At 67.2% G+C, this 25,767-nt stretch carries 26 protein-coding genes, 2 tRNA genes and 1 rRNA gene; 14 read left to right on the plus strand and 15 right to left on the minus strand.

The features are described 5' to 3' along the window. The first annotated feature begins 149 nt into the window (after positions 1-149). Positions 150-264 (plus strand): 5S ribosomal RNA (rrf, locus tag HJG53_RS14805). A 74-nt stretch (positions 265-338) separates the two neighbouring features. Then, positions 339-415, plus strand: a tRNA-Met gene (locus tag HJG53_RS14810). 39 nt (positions 416-454) lie between these two features. On the opposite strand, the gene HJG53_RS14815 is transcribed toward HJG53_RS14810, so the two are convergent. After that, positions 455-616 carry a hypothetical protein gene (locus tag HJG53_RS14815; protein WP_171131921.1) on the minus strand — a complete coding sequence of 54 codons (162 nt, stop codon included), beginning with the start codon at positions 614-616 and terminating at the stop codon, positions 455-457. Positions 617-764: 148 nt separating this feature from the next. Between HJG53_RS14815 and HJG53_RS14820 the strand changes: the two genes are divergently transcribed. Further along, entirely contained in the window at positions 765-1,067 is a 303-nt protein-coding gene (locus HJG53_RS14820) for a glycine zipper 2TM domain-containing protein (RefSeq protein ID WP_171131923.1), read from the plus strand. 1 nt (position 1,068) lies between these two features. Here the strand turns inward: HJG53_RS14820 and HJG53_RS14825 are convergent, their stop codons facing one another. Further along, positions 1,069-1,212 (minus strand): hypothetical protein, encoded by a 144-nt coding sequence (locus HJG53_RS14825; protein WP_171131925.1) that lies wholly within the window; start codon positions 1,210-1,212, stop codon positions 1,069-1,071. Then, entirely contained in the window at positions 1,190-1,486 is a 297-nt protein-coding gene (locus HJG53_RS14830) for a DNA primase (RefSeq protein ID WP_171131927.1), read from the minus strand. The genes HJG53_RS14825 and HJG53_RS14830 overlap by 23 nt, the downstream gene beginning before the upstream one ends. Positions 1,487-1,690: 204 nt before the next feature. Here HJG53_RS14830 and HJG53_RS14835 point away from each other — a divergent pair, with 204 nt between their 5' ends. The 3 genes from HJG53_RS14835 to HJG53_RS14845 all read left to right on the plus strand — a co-directional run bounded on the left by HJG53_RS14835 (position 1,691) and on the right by HJG53_RS14845 (position 3,216). Then, a complete protein-coding gene (locus HJG53_RS14835; protein ID WP_171131929.1) occupies positions 1,691-2,659 on the plus strand; it encodes an isopenicillin N synthase family oxygenase in 969 nt (322 codons plus the stop codon). 44 nt (positions 2,660-2,703) lie between these two features. Continuing rightward, positions 2,704-2,777, plus strand: a tRNA-Gln gene (locus tag HJG53_RS14840). Between the two features lie 70 nt (positions 2,778-2,847). Continuing rightward, positions 2,848-3,216: a hypothetical protein gene (locus HJG53_RS14845; protein ID WP_171131931.1), complete on the plus strand. Its 369-nt coding sequence runs from the start codon at positions 2,848-2,850 to the stop codon at positions 3,214-3,216. Between the two features lie 13 nt (positions 3,217-3,229). Here the strand turns inward: HJG53_RS14845 and HJG53_RS14850 are convergent, their stop codons facing one another. Then, entirely contained in the window at positions 3,230-3,919 is a 690-nt protein-coding gene (locus HJG53_RS14850) for a hypothetical protein (protein WP_171131933.1), read from the minus strand. A 9-nt stretch (positions 3,920-3,928) separates the two neighbouring features. Then, entirely contained in the window at positions 3,929-5,122 is a 1,194-nt protein-coding gene (locus tag HJG53_RS14855) for a toxic anion resistance protein (protein WP_171131936.1), read from the minus strand. A gap of 171 nt (positions 5,123-5,293) precedes the next feature. Here HJG53_RS14855 and HJG53_RS14860 point away from each other — a divergent pair, with 171 nt between their 5' ends. Beyond that, positions 5,294-5,851, plus strand: coding sequence for a D-Ala-D-Ala carboxypeptidase family metallohydrolase (locus tag HJG53_RS14860; protein WP_171131938.1), 558 nt, complete (start codon positions 5,294-5,296; stop codon positions 5,849-5,851). Positions 5,852-5,854: 3 nt separating this feature from the next. On the opposite strand, the gene HJG53_RS14865 is transcribed toward HJG53_RS14860, so the two are convergent. Both HJG53_RS14865 and HJG53_RS14870 read right to left on the minus strand, forming a co-directional pair. Then, positions 5,855-6,208, minus strand: coding sequence for a hypothetical protein (locus tag HJG53_RS14865; protein ID WP_171131940.1), 354 nt, complete (start codon positions 6,206-6,208; stop codon positions 5,855-5,857). A gap of 34 nt (positions 6,209-6,242) precedes the next feature. Next, on the minus strand, positions 6,243-6,446 hold the full coding sequence (locus tag HJG53_RS14870; RefSeq protein ID WP_171131942.1) for a hypothetical protein: 204 nt from the start codon (positions 6,444-6,446) through the stop codon (positions 6,243-6,245). Positions 6,447-6,635: 189 nt separating this feature from the next. On the opposite strand from HJG53_RS14870, the gene HJG53_RS14875 reads away from it, so the two are divergent. Continuing rightward, complete coding sequence (locus tag HJG53_RS14875; protein WP_171131944.1) at positions 6,636-7,496, plus strand: EamA family transporter; 861 nt, start codon at positions 6,636-6,638, stop codon at positions 7,494-7,496. 9 nt (positions 7,497-7,505) lie between these two features. Beyond that, on the plus strand, positions 7,506-8,294 hold the full coding sequence (locus HJG53_RS14880; protein ID WP_171131946.1) for an agmatinase family protein: 789 nt from the start codon (positions 7,506-7,508) through the stop codon (positions 8,292-8,294). Here the strand turns inward: HJG53_RS14880 and HJG53_RS14885 are convergent. From HJG53_RS14885 to HJG53_RS14895, 3 genes are all read right to left on the minus strand, one after another. Then, complete coding sequence (locus tag HJG53_RS14885) at positions 8,291-9,262, minus strand: Gfo/Idh/MocA family protein (RefSeq protein ID WP_171131948.1); 972 nt, start codon at positions 9,260-9,262, stop codon at positions 8,291-8,293. The two genes, HJG53_RS14880 and HJG53_RS14885, sit on opposite strands and share 4 nt — an antisense overlap. Next, a complete protein-coding gene (locus HJG53_RS14890) occupies positions 9,262-10,230 on the minus strand; it encodes a zinc-binding dehydrogenase (RefSeq protein ID WP_254447817.1) in 969 nt (322 codons plus the stop codon). Before HJG53_RS14890 ends, HJG53_RS14885 begins: the two co-directional genes overlap by 1 nt. A gap of 68 nt (positions 10,231-10,298) precedes the next feature. Beyond that, a complete protein-coding gene (locus HJG53_RS14895; RefSeq protein ID WP_171131950.1) occupies positions 10,299-13,283 on the minus strand; it encodes a PAS domain-containing protein in 2,985 nt (994 codons plus the stop codon). A 77-nt stretch (positions 13,284-13,360) separates the two neighbouring features. On the opposite strand from HJG53_RS14895, the gene polA reads away from it, so the two are divergent. The 3 genes from polA (at position 13,361) to HJG53_RS14910 (ending at position 19,084) form a co-directional block, all read left to right on the plus strand. Continuing rightward, positions 13,361-16,105, plus strand: a complete 2,745-nt coding sequence (gene polA / locus HJG53_RS14900; protein WP_171132283.1) for a DNA polymerase I — start codon at positions 13,361-13,363, stop codon at positions 16,103-16,105. 159 nt (positions 16,106-16,264) lie between these two features. Then, positions 16,265-17,548: a sodium:proton antiporter gene (locus HJG53_RS14905; protein ID WP_171131952.1), complete on the plus strand. Its 1,284-nt coding sequence runs from the start codon at positions 16,265-16,267 to the stop codon at positions 17,546-17,548. A 9-nt stretch (positions 17,549-17,557) separates the two neighbouring features. Beyond that, positions 17,558-19,084: a lipopolysaccharide biosynthesis protein gene (locus HJG53_RS14910; protein WP_171131954.1), complete on the plus strand. Its 1,527-nt coding sequence runs from the start codon at positions 17,558-17,560 to the stop codon at positions 19,082-19,084. 75 nt (positions 19,085-19,159) lie between these two features. Here HJG53_RS14910 and purH read toward each other — a convergent pair whose 3' ends face one another. Next, on the minus strand, positions 19,160-20,731 hold the full coding sequence (gene purH / locus HJG53_RS14915; protein ID WP_171131956.1) for a bifunctional phosphoribosylaminoimidazolecarboxamide formyltransferase/IMP cyclohydrolase: 1,572 nt from the start codon (positions 20,729-20,731) through the stop codon (positions 19,160-19,162). 96 nt (positions 20,732-20,827) lie between these two features. Between purH and HJG53_RS14920 the strand changes: the two genes are divergently transcribed. Continuing rightward, positions 20,828-21,379, plus strand: a complete 552-nt coding sequence (locus HJG53_RS14920) for a manganese efflux pump MntP family protein (protein ID WP_171131958.1) — start codon at positions 20,828-20,830, stop codon at positions 21,377-21,379. On the opposite strand, the gene HJG53_RS14925 is transcribed toward HJG53_RS14920, so the two are convergent. The 3 genes from HJG53_RS14925 to HJG53_RS14935 all read right to left on the minus strand — a co-directional run bounded on the left by HJG53_RS14925 (position 21,376) and on the right by HJG53_RS14935 (position 25,080). Beyond that, positions 21,376-23,103, minus strand: a complete 1,728-nt coding sequence (locus HJG53_RS14925) for a heparinase II/III family protein (protein ID WP_171131960.1) — start codon at positions 23,101-23,103, stop codon at positions 21,376-21,378. The two genes, HJG53_RS14920 and HJG53_RS14925, sit on opposite strands and share 4 nt — an antisense overlap. Beyond that, a complete protein-coding gene (gene rpe, locus HJG53_RS14930) occupies positions 23,103-23,762 on the minus strand; it encodes a ribulose-phosphate 3-epimerase (protein ID WP_171131962.1) in 660 nt (219 codons plus the stop codon). The genes HJG53_RS14925 and rpe overlap by 1 nt, the downstream gene beginning before the upstream one ends. A 64-nt stretch (positions 23,763-23,826) precedes the next feature. Continuing rightward, positions 23,827-25,080 (minus strand): RsmB/NOP family class I SAM-dependent RNA methyltransferase, encoded by a 1,254-nt coding sequence (locus tag HJG53_RS14935; RefSeq protein ID WP_171131964.1) that lies wholly within the window; start codon positions 25,078-25,080, stop codon positions 23,827-23,829. A 56-nt stretch (positions 25,081-25,136) separates the two neighbouring features. On the opposite strand from HJG53_RS14935, the gene HJG53_RS14940 reads away from it, so the two are divergent. Next, entirely contained in the window at positions 25,137-25,295 is a 159-nt protein-coding gene (locus tag HJG53_RS14940) for a DUF1674 domain-containing protein (RefSeq protein ID WP_171131966.1), read from the plus strand. On the opposite strand, the gene HJG53_RS14945 is transcribed toward HJG53_RS14940, so the two are convergent. After that, on the minus strand, positions 25,292-25,759 hold the full coding sequence (locus HJG53_RS14945; protein WP_171131968.1) for a TIGR02281 family clan AA aspartic protease: 468 nt from the start codon (positions 25,757-25,759) through the stop codon (positions 25,292-25,294). The genes HJG53_RS14940 and HJG53_RS14945 overlap by 4 nt on opposite strands. Positions 25,760-25,767: the final 8 nt, after the last annotated feature.

Here is a 25,767-nt window from a genome sequence, read left to right on the forward strand (position 1 = left end):
AAGTGGATATGACCTCAGCACCTGTATGCACGGGCATCGATCAATGACTTCGCCTCCACTTTTGGCGAAGCCAATCCTCGGCCAAAGCACCATCCCTCGACATGCTCGGGAGAGCCTTTGGCCGAAATCCTTTTGCGGCGGCTCTATAGCTTGGTGGCCATAGCGTCTGTGACCCACCCGATCCCATCCCGAACTCGGACGTGAAACCAGACTGCGCCAATGGTACTATCGCTCAAGCGATGGAAGAGTAGGGCGTCGCCAGGCTTTAAAGCCGCCGCAATATCAACAAACCCATTCACATGTTCCCGCGAACCGCTTCGGCCGTTCGCCACAGTTGGCGCGGGGTGGAGCAGCCCGGTAGCTCGTCAGGCTCATAACCTGAAGGTCGCAGGTTCAAATCCTGCCCCCGCAACCAACGCGCCGGCTTGATCGCCGCGTAATCCCCAGCAGAGATTTAGGCGAGTTCGTCCTCGCGCACGCGTCCGCTCAGCTTGGCGGCGGCGCCTTCCCAGTCGCCCCGGCGGACGGCGCGACGGCGGGCGATCAGCGCGATCAGGCAGAGCGCGCCGGCCGCCTGCAGCAGGCTCATTGCGTCGGGCAGCGGAAGAGTGGTCATGCAAAGCGCTCCTTTGCGGCCGTTCCTCGCACGACACGGTAAAGCGGCCCTTATCGCCGCTGGTTAATGCTCGTTGTTTTCTGTTCATGAAACCGGGCCCGAGGGGCCGCGTTTCAGTGCGGGATCGCAACGACTGAAAGGATTTCCCATGCGCAAGATGATGATCGCGCTGAGCGCTGCGGCACTGGCCGTTCCCGCCACCACCATTCCGACCGATAGTGTCGAGGCTGCATATCGCACGTGGCGCGGCAAGGACGGCCGCATCTATTGCCGCCGTCCGAACGGCACGACCGGATTGATCGTCGGCGGTGCGGTGGGTGCGCTGGCTGGCCGCGCGATCGACGGCGGCCGCAATCGCACGCTCGGCACGGTGGCCGGCGCCGCCGCTGGCGCGCTGCTTGGCCGCGAGGTGCAGAGGAGCAGTGCGCGTCAGCGTTGCGTCGCGCGCTAATTCACTCGTCGCCGCCGGGGCCGTCTTCGGTCTCGGCGGCGTCTTCCTGTTTCTGAGTGCGACCAGCCCCGGCGGGCCCTTGGTCGCCATAGCCCGGCGCCGTCGACGCCGGGCTTTCCTCGTCAGATTTCGTCGTCGAGGTCATCGTTCAGCTCCGCATCGACATCGCCGTCGAGAACCTCGTTGCCGAGATCTTCCGGAGACAAAATGGACATGCCGAGCGCGTCCACCTCTTCCGGCATGATCTCGCTGGTCCGATCGTCTTCGACGAAATCCTCGCCGCGATCGCGCGCCATATCGGTCAGCACCAGGCCGTCGCTCGGACCGCCGCCTTCATATTCGTGCAGTTCGGCACGCTGCGACTCGTCGAGACCTTCCAGATCGCCATCGGTCGCTTTCGGTTGAACCCGCCCGTCCATCGCATTCTCCTTTGAAGCTGCGACTGAAACGGCCTCGCGTGACGCTCGGTTCCTGTCGACGTCGCCAGCCCCTCTGACCTCGCTTCGCCAAGGGACCGACGCTGTTGAAGCACGAGGTCGAAGCAAGGATCATCCCCGCATTTTGTTCGCCGTCCGGAAAAACACGGGCTTGGGCCGGTCGCGCCAGTGATCTAGAGTGGAGCCATGCTCGACACTCCGACTCCCACGCTCGACGCGCTGTCGCTTGCGACTCAATCGGCCGATCCCGACGGTTTCGCCCAGGCGTTCGGTGCCTCATTCCAGCGCTTCGGCTTTGGCGTGATCCAGGATCATGGCATCGATGCCGGCCTGATCGACCGCGCCTGGGCGCTTACCAAGGCGTTCTTCGACCTGCCGACCGAAGTGAAGGCCAAATACCACATCCCCGGCAAGGCAGGCGCGCGGGGCTATACGCCGTTCGGGATCGAGACCGCCAAAGGCGCCACCGAGAACGACCTCAAGGAGTTCTGGCATGTCGGGCGGGAGCTGCCGGCGGGCCACCGCTATGGCGACGTCATGCCGCCCAATGTCTGGCCCGAAGAAGTGCCCGGCTTTCGCGAGACCTTCCTTGCACTCTATGCGGAGTTCGACCGCGCCGGCGCCAAGCTGCTGTCGGCAATCGCCCGCTATCTCGGCCTCGACGCGGACTGGTTCGTGACGCCTGTCCGGGACGGGAACAGCGTGATGCGGCTACTCCATTATCCGCCGGTGTCGCCCGAGGCGCCGGGCGTGCGCGCCGGGGCGCATGAGGATATCAATCTCATCACGCTGCTGCTCGGCGCGGAGGAAGCCGGGCTGCAGCTGCTCGATCGCGACGGGCGCTGGCTGTCCGTCTCGCCGCCGGAAGGCGCGATGGTCGTGAACGTGGGCGACATGCTGCAGCGGCTGACCAACCATGTGCTGCCCTCGACGACCCACCGCGTCGTCAATCCGGCGCCGGAGCGTCGCGGGCATTCGCGTTATTCGATGCCCTTCTTCCTCCATCCCGCGCCCGATTTCGTCATCGAGACGCTGCCCGGCTGCATCACTGCGGACAATCCCAACCGCTATCCCGAGCCGCTGAGCAGCCAGGAATACCTGAATCGCCGGCTGCGCACGCTCGGCCTGCTCAAGGACGGCGGCACCGCCGGCTGACGTTGACAGCGGGCGCCCGAAAACCTAGATCGCCCGCCTCTCGGTGCCCCGTCGTCTAAAGGTAAGACTACGGACTCTGACTCCGTCAATCGAGGTTCGAATCCTCGCGGGGCATCCAGTGTTTCCGAAAATCCGCTTTCCTGACCCTGTCGCCCGGCTATGGTTTGTCCCACCGGTGAGGGAGACTTTTGGCGACGGCGTTTTTCTCGGCTTTGGCGAAGGTGCCGTGGGCGCAGGTGATCGACCTGGCGCCGGGGCTGGTCGACAAGGCGCAGCAGCTGGCGCGCGATGTGCGCGGCGGCAGCACCACGTTGCTGATACCGGCGCAGCCCGACCCGCTCGCCGGCCTCAAGTCGGAAGTGACACGGCTGATCGAGGACAATGCCGATCTGCGGCGCGACCTGGGGCAGGCGAGCGAGTTGCTGACCGAGCTGGCGCGGACCAACCAGTTGCTGGTGGCGAAGCTGACCTATTGGCAGCGGCTGTTCTGGTTTGTGGCTGGCGGTGCCGGTCTCGCATTGCTGATTGCCATCGCGGCGCTCGCCCGGTCTTTCTAGCCGCGCGGAAGCGCTAGGCGTCCCCCGCCTCACCCCGATATTTCAGCTCGAGATACTTGCCTTGGGTAGCGAGCTTGTCGAGCTGCCCGCTGGCCAGCTGCTCGGTCATCCGGCCGAGTTCGCTTTCGACGACGCGCAAGCCCTCGACCAGTTGCGTATCCGGGCCTTGGCGGCGCAGCGGCTGCGGCACCCGCTGATAGCCGCGCACCAGTTCCGGCAGCTCCTCGCCGATCAGGCGGCGGACTTCGGCGGCGGCGGGCTCGCGTTCGTCGAGCATCTGCACGCACGGAGCGAGTCCCTCCAGGCGTACGCCGATCTGGTCGATCAGGCGATTGGCCGGGGCCGGCAAGGCGAGTCGCTGACTTTCCAGCCATTGCTCGGTGCGCGCCGGGAGCGCCTTCAATGGCACCTGCGGCAGTTCCTCTGCCTTGGCGACCGGCTCGGCGGTGAACAGGATCACGCCGACCCAGGCGAGCACTGTGGCGAGCGCCACCGCCATCACGCCGACGCCGCCGATCGGGCTGATCATGCCCCAGACCACCGCACCAACCAGGATGGCGAGCGTCACGAAGAACATGCGCCGCATCATCCGTGCGGCGCGCGCCTTCCGCCGCTCGTGCCGGCGGCGGGCGGCCGCACGCCCTTCCGGCGAAGCCCGGCGGATCAGCTCTTCGGCCTTGGAAATGATCAGGTCCGAGTTCATGTGCCGGTCTTAACCCACGTCCAAAGGCTGGAGCGGGGAGGCTTGCCCCTGCTCGGCACCTTCTGCCCGGGCGATATAGCCTCGCGATTTCTCGACCTCGTTCGACAGCGCATTGACCGTCGTCTTCATCGATTCCAGCGCCTTCACCTTGAAAGTGTCGATCGAATCCATCGTGTCATAGACATTCTGGAACGCGCGGCTGAGCACCTCCAGGGGAATGGTCGAGGACGCTGCTTGCTCGTGGATCTGCGCGGTCTGCGTCTTCAGCAGCTTGCCGGTCGAATCGATGATGTTGGCGGTGGTCGTGTTGAGCGCGGTGATCTGCTCCAGCACCAGCCGCTGGTTGGTCAGCGCCTGCGCCACCGTGACCGCCGTGCGCAGCGCCGAGACCGTCGTGGTCGAGGCCCGATCGACACCCTTGATCAGCTCGACATTATTCTTCTTGACGAGATCGAGGGCGAGATAGCCCTGCACCGTCACCGCCATCTGGGTCAGCAGATCCTGGGTGCGCTGGCGGACATAGAAGAGCGCGGATTCGCGGATCGCCTTGGCCTTGGCGGGGTCGGTCGCGTCCAGCTCGTTCGCCTTGTCCTCCAGCTTCTGATCCAGCGTCTTCGACATGTGGATCATCTGTTCGAGCCGGCCCATCGCGGCCCAGAGCTTCTGCCGTTCGACCGTGATCGCGGCATTGTCCATCAGCAGCTCGTCCTTGCCCTTGGCGAGGCGGCTGAGGATCGCGGCGATATGGCCTTGGGCCGAGCTATAGCTGTCGAAATAGTTGCGCAGCTTGTTGCCGAACGGGATGATGCCGAACAGCTTCTTCTTGGTGAAGAGGTCGCCGCGCGATGAGGGGTCCAGGTCCTCGATCGTCCGCCGCAGTTCCGCAAGATCGGTGCCGACGCCCGACTCCTGGTCCATCGCGCGGACCGGTCGGTCGAGGAAGCGGTTGCTCTCGCCGGCCGCCGCCTTGATCTCGCGCTGGCCGAGCGCGGTGATCGAATCGACGCGCTTGCCGAACTCGGGGCTGTTGACGTCCTGCGCGATGAGCTCGTCGACGAAGCTGTCGACGCGCTTTTCGAGTTCGGTCTTTTGTTTCTCTTCCAGCGGAACCAGGCCCGCCGCCTTTTCCGGGGCGACGACGGGAACGGGATCGGGCGGCGTGAGGACGAGGCCGCTCTCTTCGACCGTGGCGGTAGTTGCCATGCTTCTTACTCCTGCCCCTTGCGATGCTGAGATTAGAGGCGTGGGGCCGCCATTCAAGCCGCATTCGGCGAAGGCGGATGGGCGTTGGTCGGCGACAAAGGGATCGGAATGGCGCGTTCCGATTTATCGGAAGCGATGCTCCGGAGGCTCCTCCTGCTTCTAGCGGCCCTGGTGGCCACGCCTGCCTTGGCCCAATCGGCGCCTGGCGCGGCCGAGTATCGCGCCTGGATGGGCAAGGGCCCGAACCGGGTGCGTGTGCGAGCCTTCGAAGCCTTTCTCCGCCGCTTCGGGGTTGCGGGGGTGCTGCCGACCCAGCAGATCCTGCGCACCGCAAGCGCGTGGCGAACTTGCGGTACCCCGTTCGAAGTGCCGCCCCCCGGCACCTGGGGCCGGATCGTGCCCAGCCTGCGCTTCATTCGCGACCAGGTCCGTCCGCGCGTGGGACCAGTCGAGGCTGTCTCGGGTTATCGCAACCCGCGTCTGAACCATTGCGCGGCCGGTGCGCCGCAGAGCGCGCATCTCGGCTTCTGGGGTGTGGACCTGGTTCCGACGACCCGCATCACCCGCCGGCAGCTCTTCTCACGGCTGTGCGCGCTACATGCGAGCGCGACCGGACGGTCGGCCGGCTTCGGGCTCGGCTTCTATACCGGCACGCGTTTTCACGTGGACACCAAATCCTGGCGGCTGTGGGGCAGCAATAACCGGAGCGGAACCTCGCCCTGCCGCTGAGGCTCAGTGCGCCTCCGTCTTAGGCGGCGGAGTTCCCTTCTCGGCCCCGTGTGGCACCGCCTGCTTCGAAGGCGGCGTGGCGGCGGGCATGGGGGCTGCGCCCGCGGCATTGGTGGCCTGCGCTTCGCCGGCCTTGTCCATTGCCTGCTGGACCGACGATCCGGGCTGGCCGGGGGCGCCCGCAGCACCATTGTCGCGAATGGCATCTGCCTGCTGCTCTAGCACTTCGGCGGCCTCCGGCGTGCTCTGTTCGGCGGCATTGTCGAGCTTGTCGGCCTGCGCTTCGGCCTGATCGGACGCGCGGCCCGCGCAGGCGGCGAGCGAAACCAGGGCGGCGAGAATGAGGGCGTGTTTCATCCCCCCTGAACGCCGCTCTGCGTGGTGGGTTGCCTCAGAGCAGCGTCTCGCCGCCGATTGTGCGATAGGCGATGAAGCCGGTGAGCAGCACCGACAGAGTCATCGAAAAGGCCATCAGCCCCCAGCCGAACAGGGTGAGGATGCGCGGATTGGAGCGCTCCGCCCGCTTGTTGTTGCTGATACTGGCGAGCACGAAGCTGGCCAGGACGCCATAAGTGAACGCTGCGAACTCGAACATGCCCGATCCGTCCCCCCGGACTGATTTCCTGACGCCTTGCCGAAGCACACCAGTCCCGGCAAGCGCCGCCCGCCGGCAAATGCGACGAGTTGAGGCAATCTAGGGAACTAAAGTAAATGTTGCGTTGCAGACAGTTACGCTGGCGTAATCAACTGTGGCATCCTACGGGTCGCGGATGGTGACCAGCCGATGAGCGCAGAGTTGCTGGCGGTGCTGCTCGGCCTGTTCTCGGCCGTGACCCTGGCGTCGGCCAATCTCGCAGTGAAGATCGGGGCGGACATTCTTGTTGGCCGGGCGATCCTGTCCTGCTCGGCAGCCCTGCTGATCGCGCCCGCCGCATTGTTCGTGCCGCTGCCCGACGGTAAGGTGATCGGCGCACTCGCGCTCGCGATGCCGGCGCACTTCTTCTACCAGATGTGCCTGGTGCAGGCGATGAGCCGCGGCGCATTGTCGCTGGTCTTCCCGGTGATGCGCGGCCTGGCGCCGCTGCTGACGGCGGCCACGGCCTGGGCCTTCCTGGGCCAGCGGCTGAATGTGATCGAGTGGCTGGCGCTGGGCGGCGCGACGGCCGCAATCATCGCCTTTGCCCTGCCGCCGCGTGGATCTCGCCTCCGCGACCATCCTGACGGTGCCGCGCTCATCTGGGCCGGCCTCACGGCAGTGGGCGTGTCGCTCTACAACGCCACCGATGCGCGCGGCGTCCGGCTGGCGGCCGATCCGCTTACCTTCATCGTCTGGCTGTTCCTGGTGGACTGGATATGCGTGACCTCTGCGGCGCTGCTGCTGCGCCGGGGGCAGTTGCTGGCGGCGATTCGTCCGCAATGGCGCTCCGCCGTGACGGCCGGAGCCCTGTCGATCTTCTCTTTCGGCAGTTCGCTCTACGCGATGTCGCTGATCGACGCGGCGAAGGTGTCCGCTCTTCGGGAAACGTCGGTCGTGTTCGCGGCGGCCATGGGCGCGCTGCTGCTGAAGGAAGGGTTCGGTGCCCGCCGCATGGCCGCCGCCGGGGCGCTGGCGACGGCTCTCGTCGCGCTGCAATTCGCGGGGTAGGGGGGCGCCATGTCCATTGTGCGCCTGATCGGCCTACCCACCGATGTGAACTCCAGCTTCCTGCGCGGCCCGGCGAAGGCACCGGGCCATATCCGCGCCGCGCTGTTCTCCGACATGGGCAATCTCGCGACGGAATCCGGTCGCGAGCTGGTCCAGGACATCGCCGTCGAGGACGCGGGCGACCTGCCGCTCGACGAAAGTTCTGCGGACGATCCCCGGATCGAAGCGGCGGTGGCTCAGGCATGCCGCGACGGGGCGACGCCGATCCTGCTGGGTGGCGACCACGCCGTCACCTATCCGGTCCTACGCGGGATCGCGGCGGTGCACGGGCCGGTCAACATCCTCCATTTCGACGCCCACCCCGATCTTTATGACGAGCTCGGCGGCAACCGGCGCTCGCACGCTTCGCCTTTCGCGCGGGTCATGGAGGAAGGTCTCGCCACCCGCTTGGTACAGGTCGGCATCCGCACGCTGAACGCACACCAGCGCGAGCAGGCGGCGCGCTTCGGGGTGGAGATCGTGCCGATGCGCGACTTCGCCGCCGCTGCGGTGCCGACTCCGGCTGCCCCGCTCTACATCTCGATCGACCTGGACGGGCTCGACCCGGCCTGTGCACCCGGCGTCTCCCACCATGAGCCGGGCGGGCTGAGCGTGCGCCAGTTGCTCGACGTCCTGGCACGCGTGAACGGGCCGATCGTCGGCGGTGACGTGGTCGAGCTCAACCCCGATCGCGACCTGAACGGCATGACGGCGGCGGTCGCGGCCAAGCTGGTCAAGGAACTCTGCGCTCTCGCTTAAAGACCGTAGATGCGGTCCAGCACATGAGCGACATCGACGAAGCGCTCCGCCTCGCCCGAGAAGCGTTCACCCGCGGCGAGGCGTCGCGCCCAGTCGGCGGCGGCGCGTCCGCCCCAATCGTCGGGCGGGCTCGCCAGCGTTTCGGCGGCGGTGCCGCGATAGCGTTCGGCGACGAAATCGAAGAAGGAGCCATTCACGTTGCGCAGCGCGGCACCCTGGCCTTCGCCATAGAAGCTGGCACCGATGATCGCATCGCGTCCGGCCGGCAGGTTCCACGAACAGGCGAGGCTGATCACCCGGCCATCCGCCAGGGTGATCGTGGCAACGGCATAATCCTCGCACTGGCCCGGTCCGAGCGGTTGACCTTTCGCGAGCAGTCGCGCCTGCACATCGGCCACCTCCGGAAAGTCGAGCGCCCAGAGCGACAGGTCGACCAGGTGCACGCCTAGATCGATTACGCAGCCGCCGCCCGACTGGGCGGGGTCGAAGAACCAGCTCTTCCCCGGCCCATAGGCGTTGTGAAACATCAGATCGACGGCGCTCACCCGCCCGAGCTCACCGGCCTGTAGCAGCTCCCGGATGCGCCGCATGCCTTCCGTGTGGCGATAGGACAGGTCGAGGCCGAGCAGCCGGTCCGCCTTCTTCGCGGCGTCCACCACCGCCTGCACCTCGGCGGCGCTCCGGCCCAACGGCTTCTGGCAGAAGACGGCGATGCCCGCCTCCAGTGCCTGGATCGACTGTTCGGCATGAAGGGCGCTTGGCGTGGCGATGACGATGCCGTCGAGATTGCGGGCCAGCAACGTGTCCAGGCCCTCGACCCGTTCGGCTTTTGGCGCGAGCTGGGCCGCTTCCGCCGCCATCTCGTCCGAAGGATCGGCAAAGGCGACCGCTTCGATCGTGCCGGTTTTGATCATTGCCTGCATGCGGTGCCGGCCGATCCAGCCGGTCCCCAGGAAACCCAGTCGCATCAGAAGGTCACCAGCGCCTTGATGAAGTTGTCGGGTCGGTCGCGCGTCGCGTCCAGCGCCTCGCCCAGCCGGTCGAGCGGATAGCGGTGCGTATAGAGTTTCGACGGGTCGAGCCGGCCGGAAGCGATCGCGTCCACTGCCTCTCTGATCCCGGCGATATAGGCCTTGGGATCGCGTTCATGGGCATTGATCACGTCGATGCCGCGCCAGTTCCACAGCCACATATTCACCTGACGCGGCCCGTCCTGATGATAGCCGGCGACGATCAGCTTGCCGCGTTCGCCGGTCAGCTCGGTGGCCAGGTCGAGCGGCCATTGCTTGCCGACGGCTTCGATCACGCGCTCGCAAAAGCGGCCATCGGTCAGGTCCTTCACGCGTTCGATGATGCGCTGGTGATCGTCCATCGGCACGGTCTCGGCCGCGCCCATGTCGCGCGCCACCTGCAGCGACTCGTCGCGGCGCGAGATCGCGATGACCCGCGCGCCGGCATCGGTAATGAGCCGCGTGAGCAGGGCGCCGAGAAAGCCGATGCCGACGATCGCGACCGTCTGGCCCGCCTGAATGTCCGATCGGCGGAAGATGTTGAACGCGCAGCCGAGCGGCTCGCCGGGAAAGGGCGCATCGGCCAGCTCCGCCGGCAACTTCACGACCGCATCGGCGTCGGCGATGTCATATTCCGCGTAGGATTTGTAGGAGAGGGCGGCCACACGATCGCCGACATCGACGCTGGACACGCCGTCGCCAACCGCGTCGATAAAGCCCCAGCCTTCATGGCCGAGATCGCCTGGCTTGGTCGGAAACTCCATCCATTCAGGGCCGGACCAGGGCGTCAGGTTGGACGCACAGACGCCGCACCCTTCGATCCTGACCCGCACCTGGCCGGGGTCCGGCACCGGCATCGGCACATGTTCGACTTCGATCCGTCCCGGTCCGGTCACGACCGCGGCGCGCATGCTGTTGGGTGCCAAGAACAACTCCCGCTTCTTCTTCGAAGCAGAAGCGTGCGAAGCGGCAATACGTTCCGCGCGCGATATGGTCAGCCGGCCATCGCCATGACCTTCGCGAGTGCGTTGCTCAGCTCCCCGCGCGCGAACGGCTTGGCCAGACGCGGCAGATGCTCGGCATGCTCGGCCGATCCGATGAAGCCGGTGATCAGCAACACCGCCATCTCCGGCGCGATCTCCCGCGCGCGGGCGGCGAGCTGGCCGCCATCCATGCCGGGCATCATATAGTCGGTGACCAAAGCGTCGTAACGGGTGCCGTCCAGGCGTGCCAGCGCTTCGCGGCCGCTCGCCGCCTCGTCCACTTCGTGGCCGAGATCGCGCAGCATCTCCGCCGTTCCCGACCGCACCAGCTCCTCATCGTCGACGAGCAGAACCTTCAGCGACGGCAGCGCGTCCACGGCTTCGACCGGCGATGGCGCTTTGGCGATGGCGGGCGCCGCCGCGGCGGGCAGCCACAGGTCGACGCATGTGCCTTTGCCGGGCGCACTGTCGATCGCCAGGGCACCGCCCAGCTGTCCCGCGAGGCCATGGACCATCGACAGGCCGAGCCCGGTGCCACGCTCCTTCGGCTTGGTCGAGAAAAACGGCTCGACCGCCAAACGCAGCGTTTCCTCGTCCATGCCGATGCCGCTGTCCTGAACCGAAATGCGCAGATAGTCGCCGGGCGCGAGATCGGCCCGCTCGGGATCGGTCTCGCCGACGACGCGGATGGCAAGCTGCCCGCCCTGCGGCATCGCATCGCGCGCGTTCACGCACAGGTTCAAGATGGCAAGTTCGAGCTGGTTGGGGTCGGCAATCGCGGGCGGCAGTGCAGATGGCGCATCGATGCACAACTCGATCCCGCGTCCCGCCGAGCTCGCGATCAGGTCGCGCATGCCGTCGAGCAATTCGGCAAGGTTGATCGCGACCGGCTGGAGGGGCTGGCGGCGGGCGAAGCTCAATAGCCGCTGCACCAGCACGCGCGCGCGGTCGGCAGACTGCAAGGCTCCGTCGACCAGCTTCGCTAGGCGAGCGTCCTGATCGGCCACGCGATGCCGGATCAGGTCGAGTGCGCCAGTGATGGGCGTCAACAGATTGTTGAAGTCGTGCGCAATGCCGCCGGTCAGCTGGCCGATGGTCTCCAGCTTCTGTGCCTGGTGGAGCTGCGCCAGCGCGGACTCCCGCTCGGCCACCGCCACCGCGACTTGCTCCGCAAGATTCCGGTTGGTCTCGCGGACGGCAATCTCGGCGCGGATGCGCTCGACCGCCTCCCAAGTGCGCGCCGCCACTTCCTCGACGAGGCGTACTTCGGCATCGGTCCAGTCGCGCGGTTCGGCCGAGTGTAGAAACAGGACCGCGCCGATGCCGCCTTCGCGCATCATCGGCACATGAATCGCGGCCATGGCGCCGCTCGCCGCCTCGATCTCGCTGGCTTTGTCGCGTGTGCGCGGATCTGTTGCCGCGTCGGCGAGCCGAAACGTCCGACCATGCGCAAGATCCAGCACGGACGCGCCCCGCAAAGGTCCCCGCTCCGGCCCGATCTCAACGCTCAACGAGTCTGGCCGCTCGCGGGTCGTGAAACCTGACAAGATAGTGGCCTGCATTCGCTGCGGATCGATCTGGACGAACCCTACGGTGTCCACGGCCAGTTCGCGGGCGAGCATCTCGGCGATATCGTTGGTTGCTGCCTGCACGTCGGTGGCGCCGCGCAGTCGATCCGACACGCGCAGCAGGATGGCGCGGCGCAGTTCCGCTTCTTTGCGGTCGGTGACATCGACGACAACACCGACCGAGCGTCGGCTACCTGGCGCGCCGATGAACTGCCCGAAAGTGTGCAGCCAACGCGTCGCGCCGGTGGACCGTTGAACGACGCGATGCTCCAGCTCCCATGGCCCGCCGCGTTCGGCCGCCTTGGCATGGGCAGCCGCCACCGCCTCCCGATCATCTGGGTGCAGCGTGGAGACCCACATGGCCACGCTCGCCCGCTGGTCGGAGCCTGCCGGCAGTCCCAGCATGTTGAAGGCGGTGTCGGACCAGATGCCCTCGCCCGTCTGAAGGTCGAGATCGTAATAGCCGAGCCCGGTGCCGGCGATCGCCAGCCGCATGCGCTCTTCGCTCTGGCGAAGCGCCTCCTCCGCGCGGGCGCGTCGGACGGCTTCGTCGATCCGCTCGGCGGTGAGCCTAGCGATACCGATCTCGTGATCCGTCCAATGGCGCGGCTCGTCCTGGAAGATCGCCAACACTGCAATCAGATCGCCGGCGCGAAGCACCGGGATTTCGAGAACGGCGCGGGTGCCATAGGGCTGCGGACCGACCCAAGGCACCAGATCGTCCAGCGCGAACGGCTCGCCGCACTTGAGCCTGCCGAGCACCTCCTCACCGAACAAGTCGAGCGGATAGCGGCCAGCCCGGCTTGGCTTACCCCCGCTCGCCCAGTCGGTGACGACCTCGACATGCGTCATACCTTCGGCGATCTCACCGAAGCCGACGAAGGTTGCCCCCAGATAGCCGCCGAGATGGGCGCAGGCGGAATGCATCGCCGCGCGCGGCGATTGTGACTGGCGGAGCAGCTCCGCAAGCTCGGCCATGTAGCGGCTGCGCAGCTCGCCCAGCTTGCGATCGGTGATGTCGGTCTGGGCACAGACCATGCGGGTCGGCTGGCCCTTGGTGTCGCCTTCCACTCGGCCGCGGCTGTTGATCCAGCGCGTTTCGCCGGTATCGGGCCGTACGATGCGATACTCGCGCGCAAAGTCGCATGGCGCGGCAAAATCTTCGCTGGACCAGGCAAGGACCTGCGCTCGGTCGTCCGGATGCACGCGTTCGAGCCAGGTATCGGCATAGACGCCGGTCAGCGGCGCGTCCGCGGGCAAGCCTTGGATCTCGAGATATTCGGGCGACCGGTGGATGCGGCCGCTCGTCATGTCCCAGTCGAAGCTGCCGATGCGGGCGGCGGCCTGGATCAGCCGCAGCCGCTCTTCGCTTTGGCGGAGCGCCGCCAGCAGATCGTCCGGCGCGAATCCCTGTTCTGCCTCTCTCACATGGCTGAAGCTAAAGCGCGCGGGCCTTGGGGGGAAGGCGGCTGGCGCGTCGCATGGCGCGCCGCTATTCGGACGCCATGCCTCATCTCTATCTGGTCGACGGCTCCGGCTATATCTTCCGCGCCTATCACCGGCTGCCGCCGCTGACCAACCGGCACGGCGAGCCGGTGGGCGCCGTCTATGGCTATACGACGATGCTCTGGAAGCTCGCCGACGAGCTGCACAAGGCCGAGGGGCCGACCCACATGGCGGTGATCTTCGACGCCTCGGCCAAGTCGTTCCGCAACGACATGTACAGCGACTATAAAGCGCACCGACCGCCGCCGCCCGAGGACCTGAAGCCGCAATTCCCGATGATCCGGGATGCGACCCGCGCCTTTTCGATGCCGTGCCTCGAAGAGGAAGGAGTGGAGGCGGACGACCTGATCGCGTCCTATACCAAAGCGGCGCTGGCGCAGGGCTGGTCGGTGACGATCGTCAGCTCCGACAAGGATTTGATGCAGCTGATCGAGCCCGGGCTCGATCTCTATGACACGATGAACAACCGCCGGCTGGGCGCCGAGCATGTCGTCGAGAAATTTGGCGTGCCGCCCAATAAGCTCGGCGAAGTGCTCGCGCTGATGGGCGACAGCGTCGACAATGTGCCTGGCGTGCCCGGCGTCGGCCCCAAGACCGCGTCGAAGCTGATCGTGGAACATGGCGATTTGGAAGGCGTGCTGGCGGCCGCGCCGTCGATGAAGCCGGGCAAGTTGCGCGACAATCTGATCGAGCATGCCGAGGCGGCGCGACTGTCCCGCGAGCTGGTGAAGCTGAAGTGCGACGTGCCTTTGGTGCACCCGCTCGAAGAGATGGAGTTGCAGGGCATCCCGGAAGCGCCGCTCCGCGCGTTCCTGGAGCATCACGGCTTTCGCACCCTGCTCAACCGGCTGGCAAGCGTCAGCGATGCGCCTGCGGAGGCGCCCACCTCGGTCGAGCTGCCGCCCGACCCGCCCTGTAATCACGACGGCTATGAGACGATCCTGTCGCTGGAGGATCTCGACCGCTGGGTGGAGGCGGCGCGCGCGCAGGGCTTCATCGCCGTCGACACCGAAACGGACAGCAAGGACCAGGTCCATGCCGGTCTGGTCGGCGTCAGCCTCGCGCTCGAGCCCAACAAGGCCTGCTACATCCCGCTCGGCCATGGTGGCGGCGACCTGCTCGGCGGCGACTTCCCGCAGCAGATCCCGTTCGACGCCGCGATCGCGCGGCTGAAGCCGCTGCTCGAAGACCCGTCGGTCCTGAAGATCGGGCACAATATCAAGTTCGACCTGTGCGTGCTCGCCCGGCACGGCATCCACATCGCGCCGTTCGACGACACGATCGTCATCAGCTTCGACCTGGATGCCGGGCTGCACGGCCATGGCATGGACGAACTCGCCGCCACGCACCTCAACCACAGCTGCATCGCCTTCAAGGACGTGGTCGGCAGCGGCAAGGCGCAGCTGAAGTTCAACCAGGTCCCGCTGAACGACGCCACCCGCTACGCCGCGGAGGATGCGGACGTGACGCTGCGGCTGTGGCGGCGGCTGAAGCCGCGGCTCTCGGCCGAGCAGGCGACCGGCGTCTACGAGATGGTCGATCGGCCGCTGGTCCCGGTAATCACGGCGATGGAGCGCGCCGGTATCAAGGTCGACCGCGAGAAACTGTCCCGGCTGTCCGGCGACTTCGCCCAGCAGATTGCGGGTATCGAGGCCGAGATCTTCGAGATGGTCGGGCAGCGCTTCACCATCGGCAGTCCCAAGCAGCTCGGCGACATCCTCTTCGAGCAGATGGGACTGAAGGGCGGGCGCAAAGGCAAGTCGGGCGTCTATTCGACCGACGTGAACGAGCTGGAGCGGCTCGCCGCCGACGGTGTGCCGGTGGCGCAGCGCGTGCTCGACTGGCGCCAGCTAACCAAGCTCAAATCCACCTACACCGACGCGCTGCAGCAGGAGATCAGCCCGGACACCGGCCGCGTCCACACCTGCTATTCGCTCACCGGCGCGCAAACCGGGCGGCTGTCGTCAACCGAGCCCAATCTGCAGAACATCCCGATCCGCACCGAAACCGGACGCCAGATCCGCGATGCCTTCGTTGCGGAGCCGGGCAACGTCATCCTCTCGGCCGACTATAGCCAGATCGAGCTGCGCATTGCGGCGCACATGGCGGACGTGCCGCAGCTGCGCGAAGCCTTCGCGGCGGGCGAGGACATCCACGCGATGACGGCGACCGAACTGTTCGGCGAAGTCAATCGCGACACGCGCGGCCGCGCCAAGACGATCAACTTCGCGATCCTCTACGGCATTTCGCGTTGGGGCCTGGCGGGCCGGCTTGGCACCACGGCCGACGAGGCCCAGGCGATGATCGACCGCTATTTCGAGCGCTTCCCGGGCATCAACCGCTACATCGCCGAAACGCTCGAAAGCGTGCGGGAGAAGGGCTTCACCACGACCCTGTTCGGCCGGAAGACTCATTTTCCGCGCATCAAGTCCAAGGTCATGCACGAGCGGCAGGGCGCCGAACGCGCCGCGATCAACGCGCCGATCCAGGGCACCAGCGCCGACATCATCAAACGTGCGATGGTGAAGATGGTGCCGGCGCTGGAGCAGGCCGGCCTGCCCAATGTCCGCATGCTGCTGCAGGTGCATGACGAACTCGTCTTCGAACTGCCCGAGCGCGACGTGGACTCAGCGGGGGCAGTCATTCGCGACGTCATGGCGGCAGCCGCCGAGCCGGCGGTCAGGCTCAGCGTGCCCCTGGGCGTCGAGATCGGCCACGGCGCCAGCTGGGGCGCAGCGCATTAAGTCGATCCTCCCCGGAACGGGGAGGGGGACCGCGACGCGCAGCGGCGTGGTGGAGGGGGCCCCTGACTTCTCCATCTAACCGAGGGCCCCCTCCACCATGCTGCGCATGGTCCCCCTCCCCGTCCCGGGGAGGATTTTCATTTCGCGCGTTAACCTCAGATGCCCCCGGCCGCCGCTTTCGACATCGTCCGCTTCTACATCCCCATCCTGCTGGGGCTGGGCGGCCTCATCCTGCTGGTCGCCTGGCTGCCGCTGGTGCTGCGCAAGCTGCCCTTGTCGCTGCCGATCCTGTGCGTCGGCATCGGCATGGCGGTGTTCAGCTGGACGGTCTTCGCCGGCTACGCGCCGCACCCGGCCAAGACGCCCGTGCTGGTCGAAAAGGCGTCCGAACTGATCGTGATCGTCTCCCTGATGGGAGCGGGGCTGAAGATCGATCGGCCGATCGGCTGGAAGAGGTGGAACCTGACCTGGCGGCTGCTGCTCGTCGCCATGCCGCTGACGATCGTGGCGCTGACCTTCGCCGGCCAGACGATCTTCGGGCTGGGCCTCGCCACCGCGCTGCTGCTCGGCGCGGCGCTGGCACCGACCGACCCGGTGCTCGCCTCCGACATCCAGCTCGAAAGCCCGAAGAGCGACCAGGACGACGAGACGCGCTTCACGCTCACCACCGAAGCGGGGATGAACGACGCCGCCGCCTTTCCATTCGTGCATCTGGCGATCGCGCTCAGCCTGGCGGCGGGGGTGCCGGCGACCTTCGCCGAATGGGCGCTCGACGCCCTGTTGCTGAAGGTGGCGGTCGGCTTTGTCGCCGGCATCCTGCTGGGATGGCTGTTCGGCCGTATCATCTACCATTTTCCGCGCGGCACCCGGCTGTCGCGGACCGGCGATGGCTTCGTCGCCCTCGGTGCCACGCTCAGCGTCTATGCGCTGGCCGAACTGCTGCATGGCTATGGCTTTCTGGCGGTGTTCGTCGCCGGGCTGATGCTGCGGCGTTCGGCACGCGGGCACGACTATAATGATCGCATGCACGACTTTGCCGACGAGGTGGAGCGGCTGCTGATGATGATCCTGCTCGTCTTCTTCGGGGGCATGCTGGTCGCGGGCGGGCTGATCGCGAATGTCGGCTGGCGCGAAGCGGCCTTTGCCGCGTTGGCGATCTTTGTCGTCCGTCCGCTCGCCGCCTGGGTGAGCCTGTGGGGCACGAGTTGTCCGCCGCTGGAACGCTTTGTCATTTCCTTCTTCGGAATCCGCGGGCTCGGCTCGGTCTATTACCTTGCTTATGGGGTGAATCATGGCCGTTTCGAGCATGAAGCGTCGCTGTGGAGCGCGCTCGGTCTGGTCATTCTTGCGTCGATTCTCCTGCACGGCGTCACCGTCACGCCCTTCATGCGCCGGCTCGACCGAGCCTCCGAGACGGTGGAAAAGAGGGATGCACCCGCCTAAGAGGTGCCGATGGGGGAGCCATCCGCCGCCCGCGACAGCGACATAGCGAGCCTTGCGAAGGGCGGGCGCACCAACTTTTTCGGCTTCCTGCTCCGGCTGCTCGCGCGGCTGCCCTTCCTGTTCATCGCTGGCCGGCTTTACGGTCCGGAGGCGCTCGGCCGCTTCGCCTATGCGATCCTGATCATCGAGTTCGCCGCGCAATTGGCGACACTGGGATTGAAGCGCGGCCTTGCCCAGCAGCTCGCCTCGGCCGAAAAGCGGCCGCATGTCTGCGTGGTCTGGGACGGGCTGCTCGTCGCCGGCGTCGCTTCCGCCATCGCCGCCGCGTTCCTGATTGCGGTGCCGCAGATCATGTTCCCGAACAGCCAACTGAACGGGCTCGACCGGCTGCTACCGCTGACGATCTTCGCGCTCGCCTGGTCGGATGTGTCGCTCGCCGCGCTCGCCTATCGCCGTGACGTCGCCGCGACCGTGCGCGCCCGCGCCGTGGTCGAACCCTGGACGATCAGCATCGCCGCCGGCCTGCTCTATTTCTATTCGGCGCGAGACGGCCTGATCCTCGCCTATGTGCTGTCGCTGATCGCCGCGCTGATCGCATCGGTCTGGCCGCTGATCCGCAGCTATGGCTGGCCGCGCGGCTGGTCACCCCAGCCTGTCGCGCTGTTCCGCATCGCCCAGCGCAATGCGCCGCTCGCCGCCGCCGACGCGATCGAATGGGGCACCCGCAATGTCGACCGCGCCATTCTGGGCCTGTTCTTCCCGCCCTCGGTGGTCGGCATTTATTGGGTCGCGCAGCAGATCGTCACCCTGCCGCAAAAGCTCAAGACCAGCTTCGATCCGATCCTCGGCCCGGTGCTGACGCAGAGCCTTGCCGATGGCGACAAGGCCGCAGTGGCGGCGCAGGTGCGGCAGGTCGGCTTCTGGATCATCGCCGCTCAGGCCGGCATTGCCCTCGCGCTGACCATCCCGGGCGAAGCGGTGATGGGCCTCGCCGGGCCGCAATTCGTCGCCGGCACCGGCGCGCTCGCCTTTCTGATGATCGCCGAAGTGGTCGCGGCGACCGCGGTCGTGTCCGAGTCGGCGCTGGTTTATGTCGCTCGCCACCGCAACATGATGATCTCGCTCGCCACGATCCTGTTGCAGGTCATGCTGAGCTTCGTGCTGATCGTCGCCCTGCGCCGCGCCGGCCTGCCGCAGAATGTTCAGGCGGTCGGCCCGGCCATGGCGTTGCCGATCGCGCTCGGCTTTGCGGCGGTCACCAAAGCACGGCTGCTGTCCGGCCTGCTCGGCGCGCCGGTGTCGCCCTGGCGGTGGGCGCTCGTCTGGGCAGCGGCCGTCGCCACGCTGGTTGGGTTCGTCGCGACCAGCATTCCGGAATGGAGCGAGCTGCTGATTGGCATGCCCGCAATCCTGGTCAGCTATGGCTGGGTGATCTGGAGACGCGGCTTCACCGCTGAAGACCGGGTGCTGTTCAGGCGCAGTCGCGGGGAGGAGCCCAGCATCCCGGCACCGGGAGAGACACGGCAGGATCGGTAGAACACTACTCGTTCCGTTTGCTTCGAGCGAAGTCGAGAAGCGTATCTCGACTTCGCTCGATACGAACGGGAATGACTAGTGCCGGAAGTGGCGCATGCCCGTGAAGACCATCGCCAGCCCGGCCTCATCGGCGGCGGCGATCACCTCTTCGTCGCGGATGGAGCCGCCCGGCTGGATCACGGCCGTCGCGCCTGCCTCCACTGCGGCGAGCAAACCGTCGGCAAAGGGGAAGAAGGCGTCCGACGCCACGGCAGAGCCGATCGTGCGCGGCTGAGCCCAGCCCGCCTTCTCCGCCGCGTCCTTCGCCTTCCACGCGGCGATGCGCGCGGATTCCAGGCGGTTCATCTGCCCCGCGCCGATGCCTGCCGTGGCACCGTCCTTGGCATAGACGATCGCGTTCGACTTGACGTGCTTGGCGACGGTCCAGGCGAACAGGCAGTCGGCGAGCTCCTGTTCGGTCGGCTGGCGCCTGGTGACGACCTTCAGCTCGTCGGGGGCGACGGAGCCATTGTCGCGCGACTGGAGCAGCATGCCGCCGGCGATCGACTTCATCAGCAAACCGGGCCGCCGCGGGTCGGCGAACTCCCCGCACAGGAGCAGCCGCAGATTCTTCTTGCGCGCGAACACGGCGCGTGCGGCCTCGTCCGCATCCGGCGCGACCACGACTTCAGTGAAGATCTCCGCAATGGCTTCCGCCGTGGCGCCGTCGAGCGGCCGGTTGCAGGCGATGATTCCGCCGAACGCCGACACGGTATCGCACGCGAACGCCGCCTTGTAGGCGTCGAGCAAGGTGCCTGCGCTGGCCACACCACACGGATTGGCGTGCTTGACGATGACGACGCTTGGGCCCGCGTCCTTGAATTCGGCGACCAGCTCCAGGGCCGCATCGGCGTCGTTATAGTTGTTGTAGCTGAGCTCCTTGCCCTGCACCTGCTCGGCCTGCGCAATGCCGCGCGTCGCCGGACCCGCAGGCACGTAGAGCGCCGCCTTCTGGTGCGGGTTCTCGCCGTAGCGCAACTCCTGCGCCAGCCGCACCGGAATGGCGACCGTCTCGGGGAAAAGCTGCTGCTGGTCGGCAAAGGCGAACCAGGAGGCGATCGTCGCGTCATATTGCGCGGTCAGCGCGAACGCCTTGGCGGCGAGCCGCTTGCGCTCTTCCACGGTCGTGGAACCCTTCGCCACCAGCGCATAATCGGCCGGATCGGTGACGATGGCGACGAAGGCGTGGTTCTTCGCTGCCGAGCGCACCATCGAAGGGCCGCCAATGTCGATATTCTCGATCACCTCCGCGCGCTCGGCGCCGCGGGTGACCGTCTGGGCGAACGGGTAGAGATTGACGACGACCAGGTCGATGGCGCCGATGTCGTGCGCCTCCATGGCTGCGACATGTTCCGCATCGTCGCGCACGGCGAGCAGGCCGCCATGGACCTTGGGATGCAGCGTCTTCACCCGCCCGTCCATCATCTCCGGAAAGCCGGTCAGGTCGGAAATGTCGCGCACGCTGAGCCCGGCGTCCCGCAGTGCCTTGGCGGTGCCGCCGGTCGACACCAGCTCCACGCTCTTGTCGGCCAGCGCCCGGCCAAGTTCAACCAGGCCGGTCTTGTCGGAAACGGAAAGCAGCGCGCGGCGAATGGCGATGTCGGTCATGGCTCTTCCTGGAATGGCGTGCGCTCCCTTAGCGGTTCGGACGGGCTTGTCGAAGCCCGCTCTTGCGGTGGGCGAGCGGCGCGCTAGGCGGGCGGCATGTTCGCTTTGCTTGTCCTGTCTCTCGCGCTCGCCATGGACGCCTTCGCGGTGTCGCTGGTGCGGGGCGCCGTCGGGCAGAAGCGGACCGCGCATGCGATCGAGCTTGGGCTGGCCTTCGGGCTAGCTCAAGGCCTGATGCCGCTGCTCGGCTGGGGCCTGGGCCTCGTGTTCAGCGACACGTTCGAGCGCTATGATCACTGGATCGCTTTTGTGCTGCTGTCCGTACTCGGCGCGCGCATGCTGCTAGAGGCGGGCGGCGACGACCAAGCCCATCCGGTCGGCAGCCATGGCCGCCTGCTGGGCCTGATGGTCTCCGCGTTCGCAACGAGCGTCGATGCCGCGGCGGCGGGGCTGACCCTGCCGTTGCTGGGCTCGGGTATTCCGGTCGCGTGCCTGACCATCGGCGTCACGACCGGCCTGTTGTGCACCGCCGGTTACCTGGTCGGTTCGCGCGCATCCGCCAAGCTGGGCCGCGCCGCGGAGCTATTCGGCGGCATCGTCCTGATCGTGCTGGGGATCAAGATCCTAACCCAGCACCTGATGGCCTAGCCGGCGCGCTTGAGCAGCCAGGCGACGCTAGCGCCCCCTGCGGGCGACTCGCCGGATACGACCAGCTGCTGAGTCTCCCGCGGACGGCCGCTCGCATCGACCCACAGGCTTTCCTCGACGGTCAGCGCGGCGCCCTTGCAGCGGAACTGCCAGAGCGGGCCGCCATCGACGCGCAGCAACGCGCCCAGATTGTCGGCGGTCAGCGTGACCTCGACTTCGGGGGCGAGGTGGAAGCGGATCGCGAATCCCGGCGTTGCCTTCCGCCGCCCGGATGGGAGCAGCATGTCCTCGCCGGTCAGCTGCCGACCGTCGACGCTCAGCGCCAGCTGGCGGCGATGGAGCAGGCCGAAGCGGCGGACATAGCCGTCATGGCTCGCCTCGATCCGGCTGCCGCCTTCCAGTTCCTGACGGTCGATCGCGACTTCCGCCACGCCGCGGCCGAGGCTGCCGTCGGCCAGAATGGCGGTCGAGTTGGCGTCGTTGACGATCAGGGTCGAATGGGCCGCCGTTGCGCGCAGTGCCTGGGCGAGCGCGGACGGCAGGTACGCGCCTTCATGCCGCGCCCCGCCGCAGCTGACGATCAGCCGGTGCGGTCCATCGGACATTTCGAAGGCCAGGGTCGATGCGCAGCCGCCCTTCGCCAGGCGCGAGGCGGGGGGCGGGGCGGCGTCGACCGTCACCACCGTGCCGCCGCCGGCGAGCCGCTGATAACCCCAGTCGCGTGCCTGGCGCAGCGGCCGGGCGCGCACCTGCGATGCTTCGACGACGGCCGCGATCCGCAGCTGGTCCAGCGGCAGCCCGCCCTGCCAGCTGGCGAGCCCGCCATCGCCATGGGTGACGCCCAGCAGGGCGGGTATCGCGCGGGCGAGCACCGGCTCGATGGCGGGCAGCGGCTCTTCGCGGCGCGCTTCATAGGCGGCACGCAACAGGCTCAGCAGCGCGATCGCCTCCACCAGCGTCGATGGCGAGCGGCAGGCGATGCCGCCGTCTTCGGTAAAGACGGTATTGAGCGCGCGCGTCAGGCCGGCCTCGGCATAGGCGCGGCGCGGTTCGCCGCCGGGAATGAGCAGGCCCGCGGCGATCAGCCCCGACCAGGCCGCGACCTTGCCGATCCCATCCGGCGCCTTGTCGGCGGCGCGATCCAGATGCCGCGCACCGCGTGCGAGCGTGTTCAGGACGGCCGAGCGATAGACCAGATCGCGGCTCGACAGGATCAACGGCGCATGCGCGGTCCAGTAGAGGATGCGCTTCCCCCACAGATCGGCGCGCCACGCCAGACCCTCGACTTTCTCGGCATGCGCCGAGAGCCAGCGGCTCATGATCGCTTCGGCCACCGGCGCCGCCTGCTGGCGGGTCGCGGCGGTGGACAGGTCGCGCAGCCAGGCAAAGCTGTGCAGATACTCGATCAGCCCCGGCGAGCCCTGCAGCGTGCGGAAATCGAGCTCCCGGATCGCGATCTTCTCGCCGCGAAAGGAGATCACGCCGCGCAGCAGCAATTCGCCGGTCTTTGGGTCGCCAATGACCGGATCGTCCGGCGCGGCGAGCAGCTTTAGCGGGAAGCGCCCCCGCAGCCGCAATTTGTGCAGCGGCGTGCGCCAGGTCAGCCGCTGCAGGCTCTCCGCCAGCCGCTGCGACAGCGATATGCCGCGGTCGGTGTCGACGCGGATGAGCCTCTTGCCCTGTTCGATGCCATCGGTCGGGTCGATCGGCTCGTGCTTGGTCATCAGCCTCTCAATGCGCGGATGTTGTCGGCATAGGCGGCCGGGCCGCCCTTGAAGGTGGCGGTGCCGGCGACCAGTGCGTCGGCACCGGCAGCGATCGCCCGGGGAGCCGTGACGCGGTCGATGCCGCCATCGACTTCGAGGTCGATCGGCTTGCCCGATTTGTCAATCTGCTTGCGGATGGCCTCGATCTTGCGGAGCTGGCTGTCGATGAAGCTCTGCCCGCCAAAGCCGGGGTTTACGCTCATCACCAGTACGAGGTCGATGTCCTCCAGCACATAGTCGAGCATCTTGGCCGGCGTCGCCGGGTTGAGCGACACGCCGGCGCGTTTGCCGAGCGCCTTGATGCGCTGAATGGTGCGATGGAGATGCGGTCCCGCCTCCGGGTGCACGGTGATCGTGTCGGCGCCGGCTTCGGCAAAGGCGTCTAGATAGGCGTCGATCGGCGAGATCATCAAATGCACGTCGAAAGGCTTGGTCGTGTGCGGACGCAGTGCCTTCACGACCATCGGGCCGATCGTGATGTTCGGCACGAAGTGCCCGTCCATCACATCGACGTGGATCCAGTCGGCGCCCGCCGCGTCGATCGCGCGCACTTCCTCGCCCAGCCGCGCGAAATCGGCGGAGAGGATCGAGGGCGCAATGCGGACCGAATTCTGCATTGACACAAGACCTAGTGGGTCGCCGCGCGCCCGTGAAGCGCACGCGCCCGCTTATCCACAACGGCTAAGCCCGTTTGAACCGCGCGATGAAAAAACCGTCGGTCGCGCCCTTGTCCTGGAGCGTCGAAGGCAGGGTGCGGACATAGCCTTGTGGGTGGGGCACGATGCCGTTCGGCAGCTCGTCGGCGGCCACAGGGTTCAGGGTTAGGCCCTGGATGTGCGGCAGGTGCGCCTCCCCTTCCTCCGGCTCAAGCGAGCAGGTCGCGTAGACGAGCGTCCCGCCCGGCTTCAGCCATGTGGCGGCACGCTCCAGCATCGCCCTTTGCAGCTCCGCCATTTCGGCGATCTGCCGTGCCTTCACCCGGTGCAGCACATCCGGGTGGCGACGGAAGATGCCGGTCGCGCTGCAGGGCGCGTCGAGCAGGATCGCATCGGCCGGTTGTTCGGGCGTCCAGGCCATCACGTCCGCTTCCACGACATCTGCCGTGAGCTTGGTGCGCCCGAGATTCTCGCGCAGCCGCTCGAGACGCGGAGAAGAACTGTCGACGGCGGTCACTTGCCAGCCGGCGGCCGCGAGCTGCAGCGTCTTGCCGCCCGGCGCAGCGCAGAGGTCGAGGACCTGGCGCCCATCGCCCGTTCCGAGCAGGCGCGCGGGGATCGATGCGGCGAGGTCCTGCACCCACCAATGGCCTTCGGTAAAGCCGGGCAGGTCGGTGATGCGGCTCTGCGCTTCGATGCGCGCGTGCTTGGGCGCGAGGTGCCGCCCCTCAGAGCGGCGTGCCTGTTCGTCGTCGGCAAAGCTCAGGTCGAGCGGGGGCGGCGCGGCCATGGCGGAACGGGCCGCATCGACCACGTCCCGGCCCCAATTCGCCAGCCAACGCTCTTCGACGGAACGCGGCAGGGTCGGCGGCGACGGCAGCGCAACCTTGCGGCGCATCAGCGCGCCGAAAACGCCATGCACCAGCCGGCGCGGGCCGCCATCGACCAGCGGCAATACGGTGCTGATCGCGGCATGCCCCGGCGTGCCGAGCGCCAGCGCCTGGACGAGCGCAATGCGGAGCGCGAACCGCGCCTTGGCGTCGGCGGGGAGTCGCTGCTGGGTCGCCGAGTCGATCAACGCGTCGAGATCCGCCAGCCGGCGCAAGGTCTCGGCGGCGATGGCGTGGGCAAGGCCGCGATCGGCCGGGGCAAGATCGCGCCCGGCACTCTCCAGCGCTGCCTCCAGCGGCAGTCCGCGGCGGAGCACGCCGTCGAGCAGGCGGAGCGCGGCGCGGCGCGCGTTCACGCCGACTTCGGATTGAGGACGGGGCGGCTTCATGCTTGTGCGGGCGGCGCTCTGCGCCCATCTGGGCTGCAGCACAAGGAGCCATGTCCATGGGCCAGCGCCCCGCGCATGTGAAGCCGCCCGCCTATCTCAGCAAGAACCCGCCCGTGCCCAGGCCCGAGCAGGCGAAGGACTCGAGCGATCCGCTCGGCATCGACCCTACCCGCTATGGGGATTGGGAGCTGAAAGGAATCGCCGTCGATTTCTAGTGCAGGATCATCTTGTCGCCGCTGATCTGGACCGCGTCGAGGCGGCGAAGGTAATTCTGGCCGAGCAGCGAGACATCCAGCCCCTCGAGCACGACGCCACCCACATCGTCGCGCTTCTTCCCGTCCACGTCGATCGACTTGATATGGACCTCCTGGCCGATCGCATCGCCTGAGGCGGATCGACCCACCTTGGTGAACTCGGCCGGGTCGAAGGGCACCCCCGCGCGCGTCGCATCTTCCTTGGTCAGCGCAACGGTTTCGGCGCCGGTGTCCACGACGAACTGGACCGGCTGACCATTGACCTGCGCGGTGACGAAGAAGCTGCCGCTGCTGCTCCGTTCAAGCACGGTCTTGTGCGGCTTGTCGGACCGAACAGCGGCCGCCGACCCGCCAGGCTCGGCCGACGGCCAGATCAAACCCAGGAAGACGCCGCAAAGGATCGCGGTAAGCAAAGGCAGGCGCATGCCACCGG

It is taken from the genome of Sphingomonas sp. ID1715 (assembly GCF_013044515.1).
In the GTDB taxonomy this organism is placed as follows: Bacteria; Pseudomonadota; Alphaproteobacteria; order Sphingomonadales; family Sphingomonadaceae; genus Sphingomonas_B.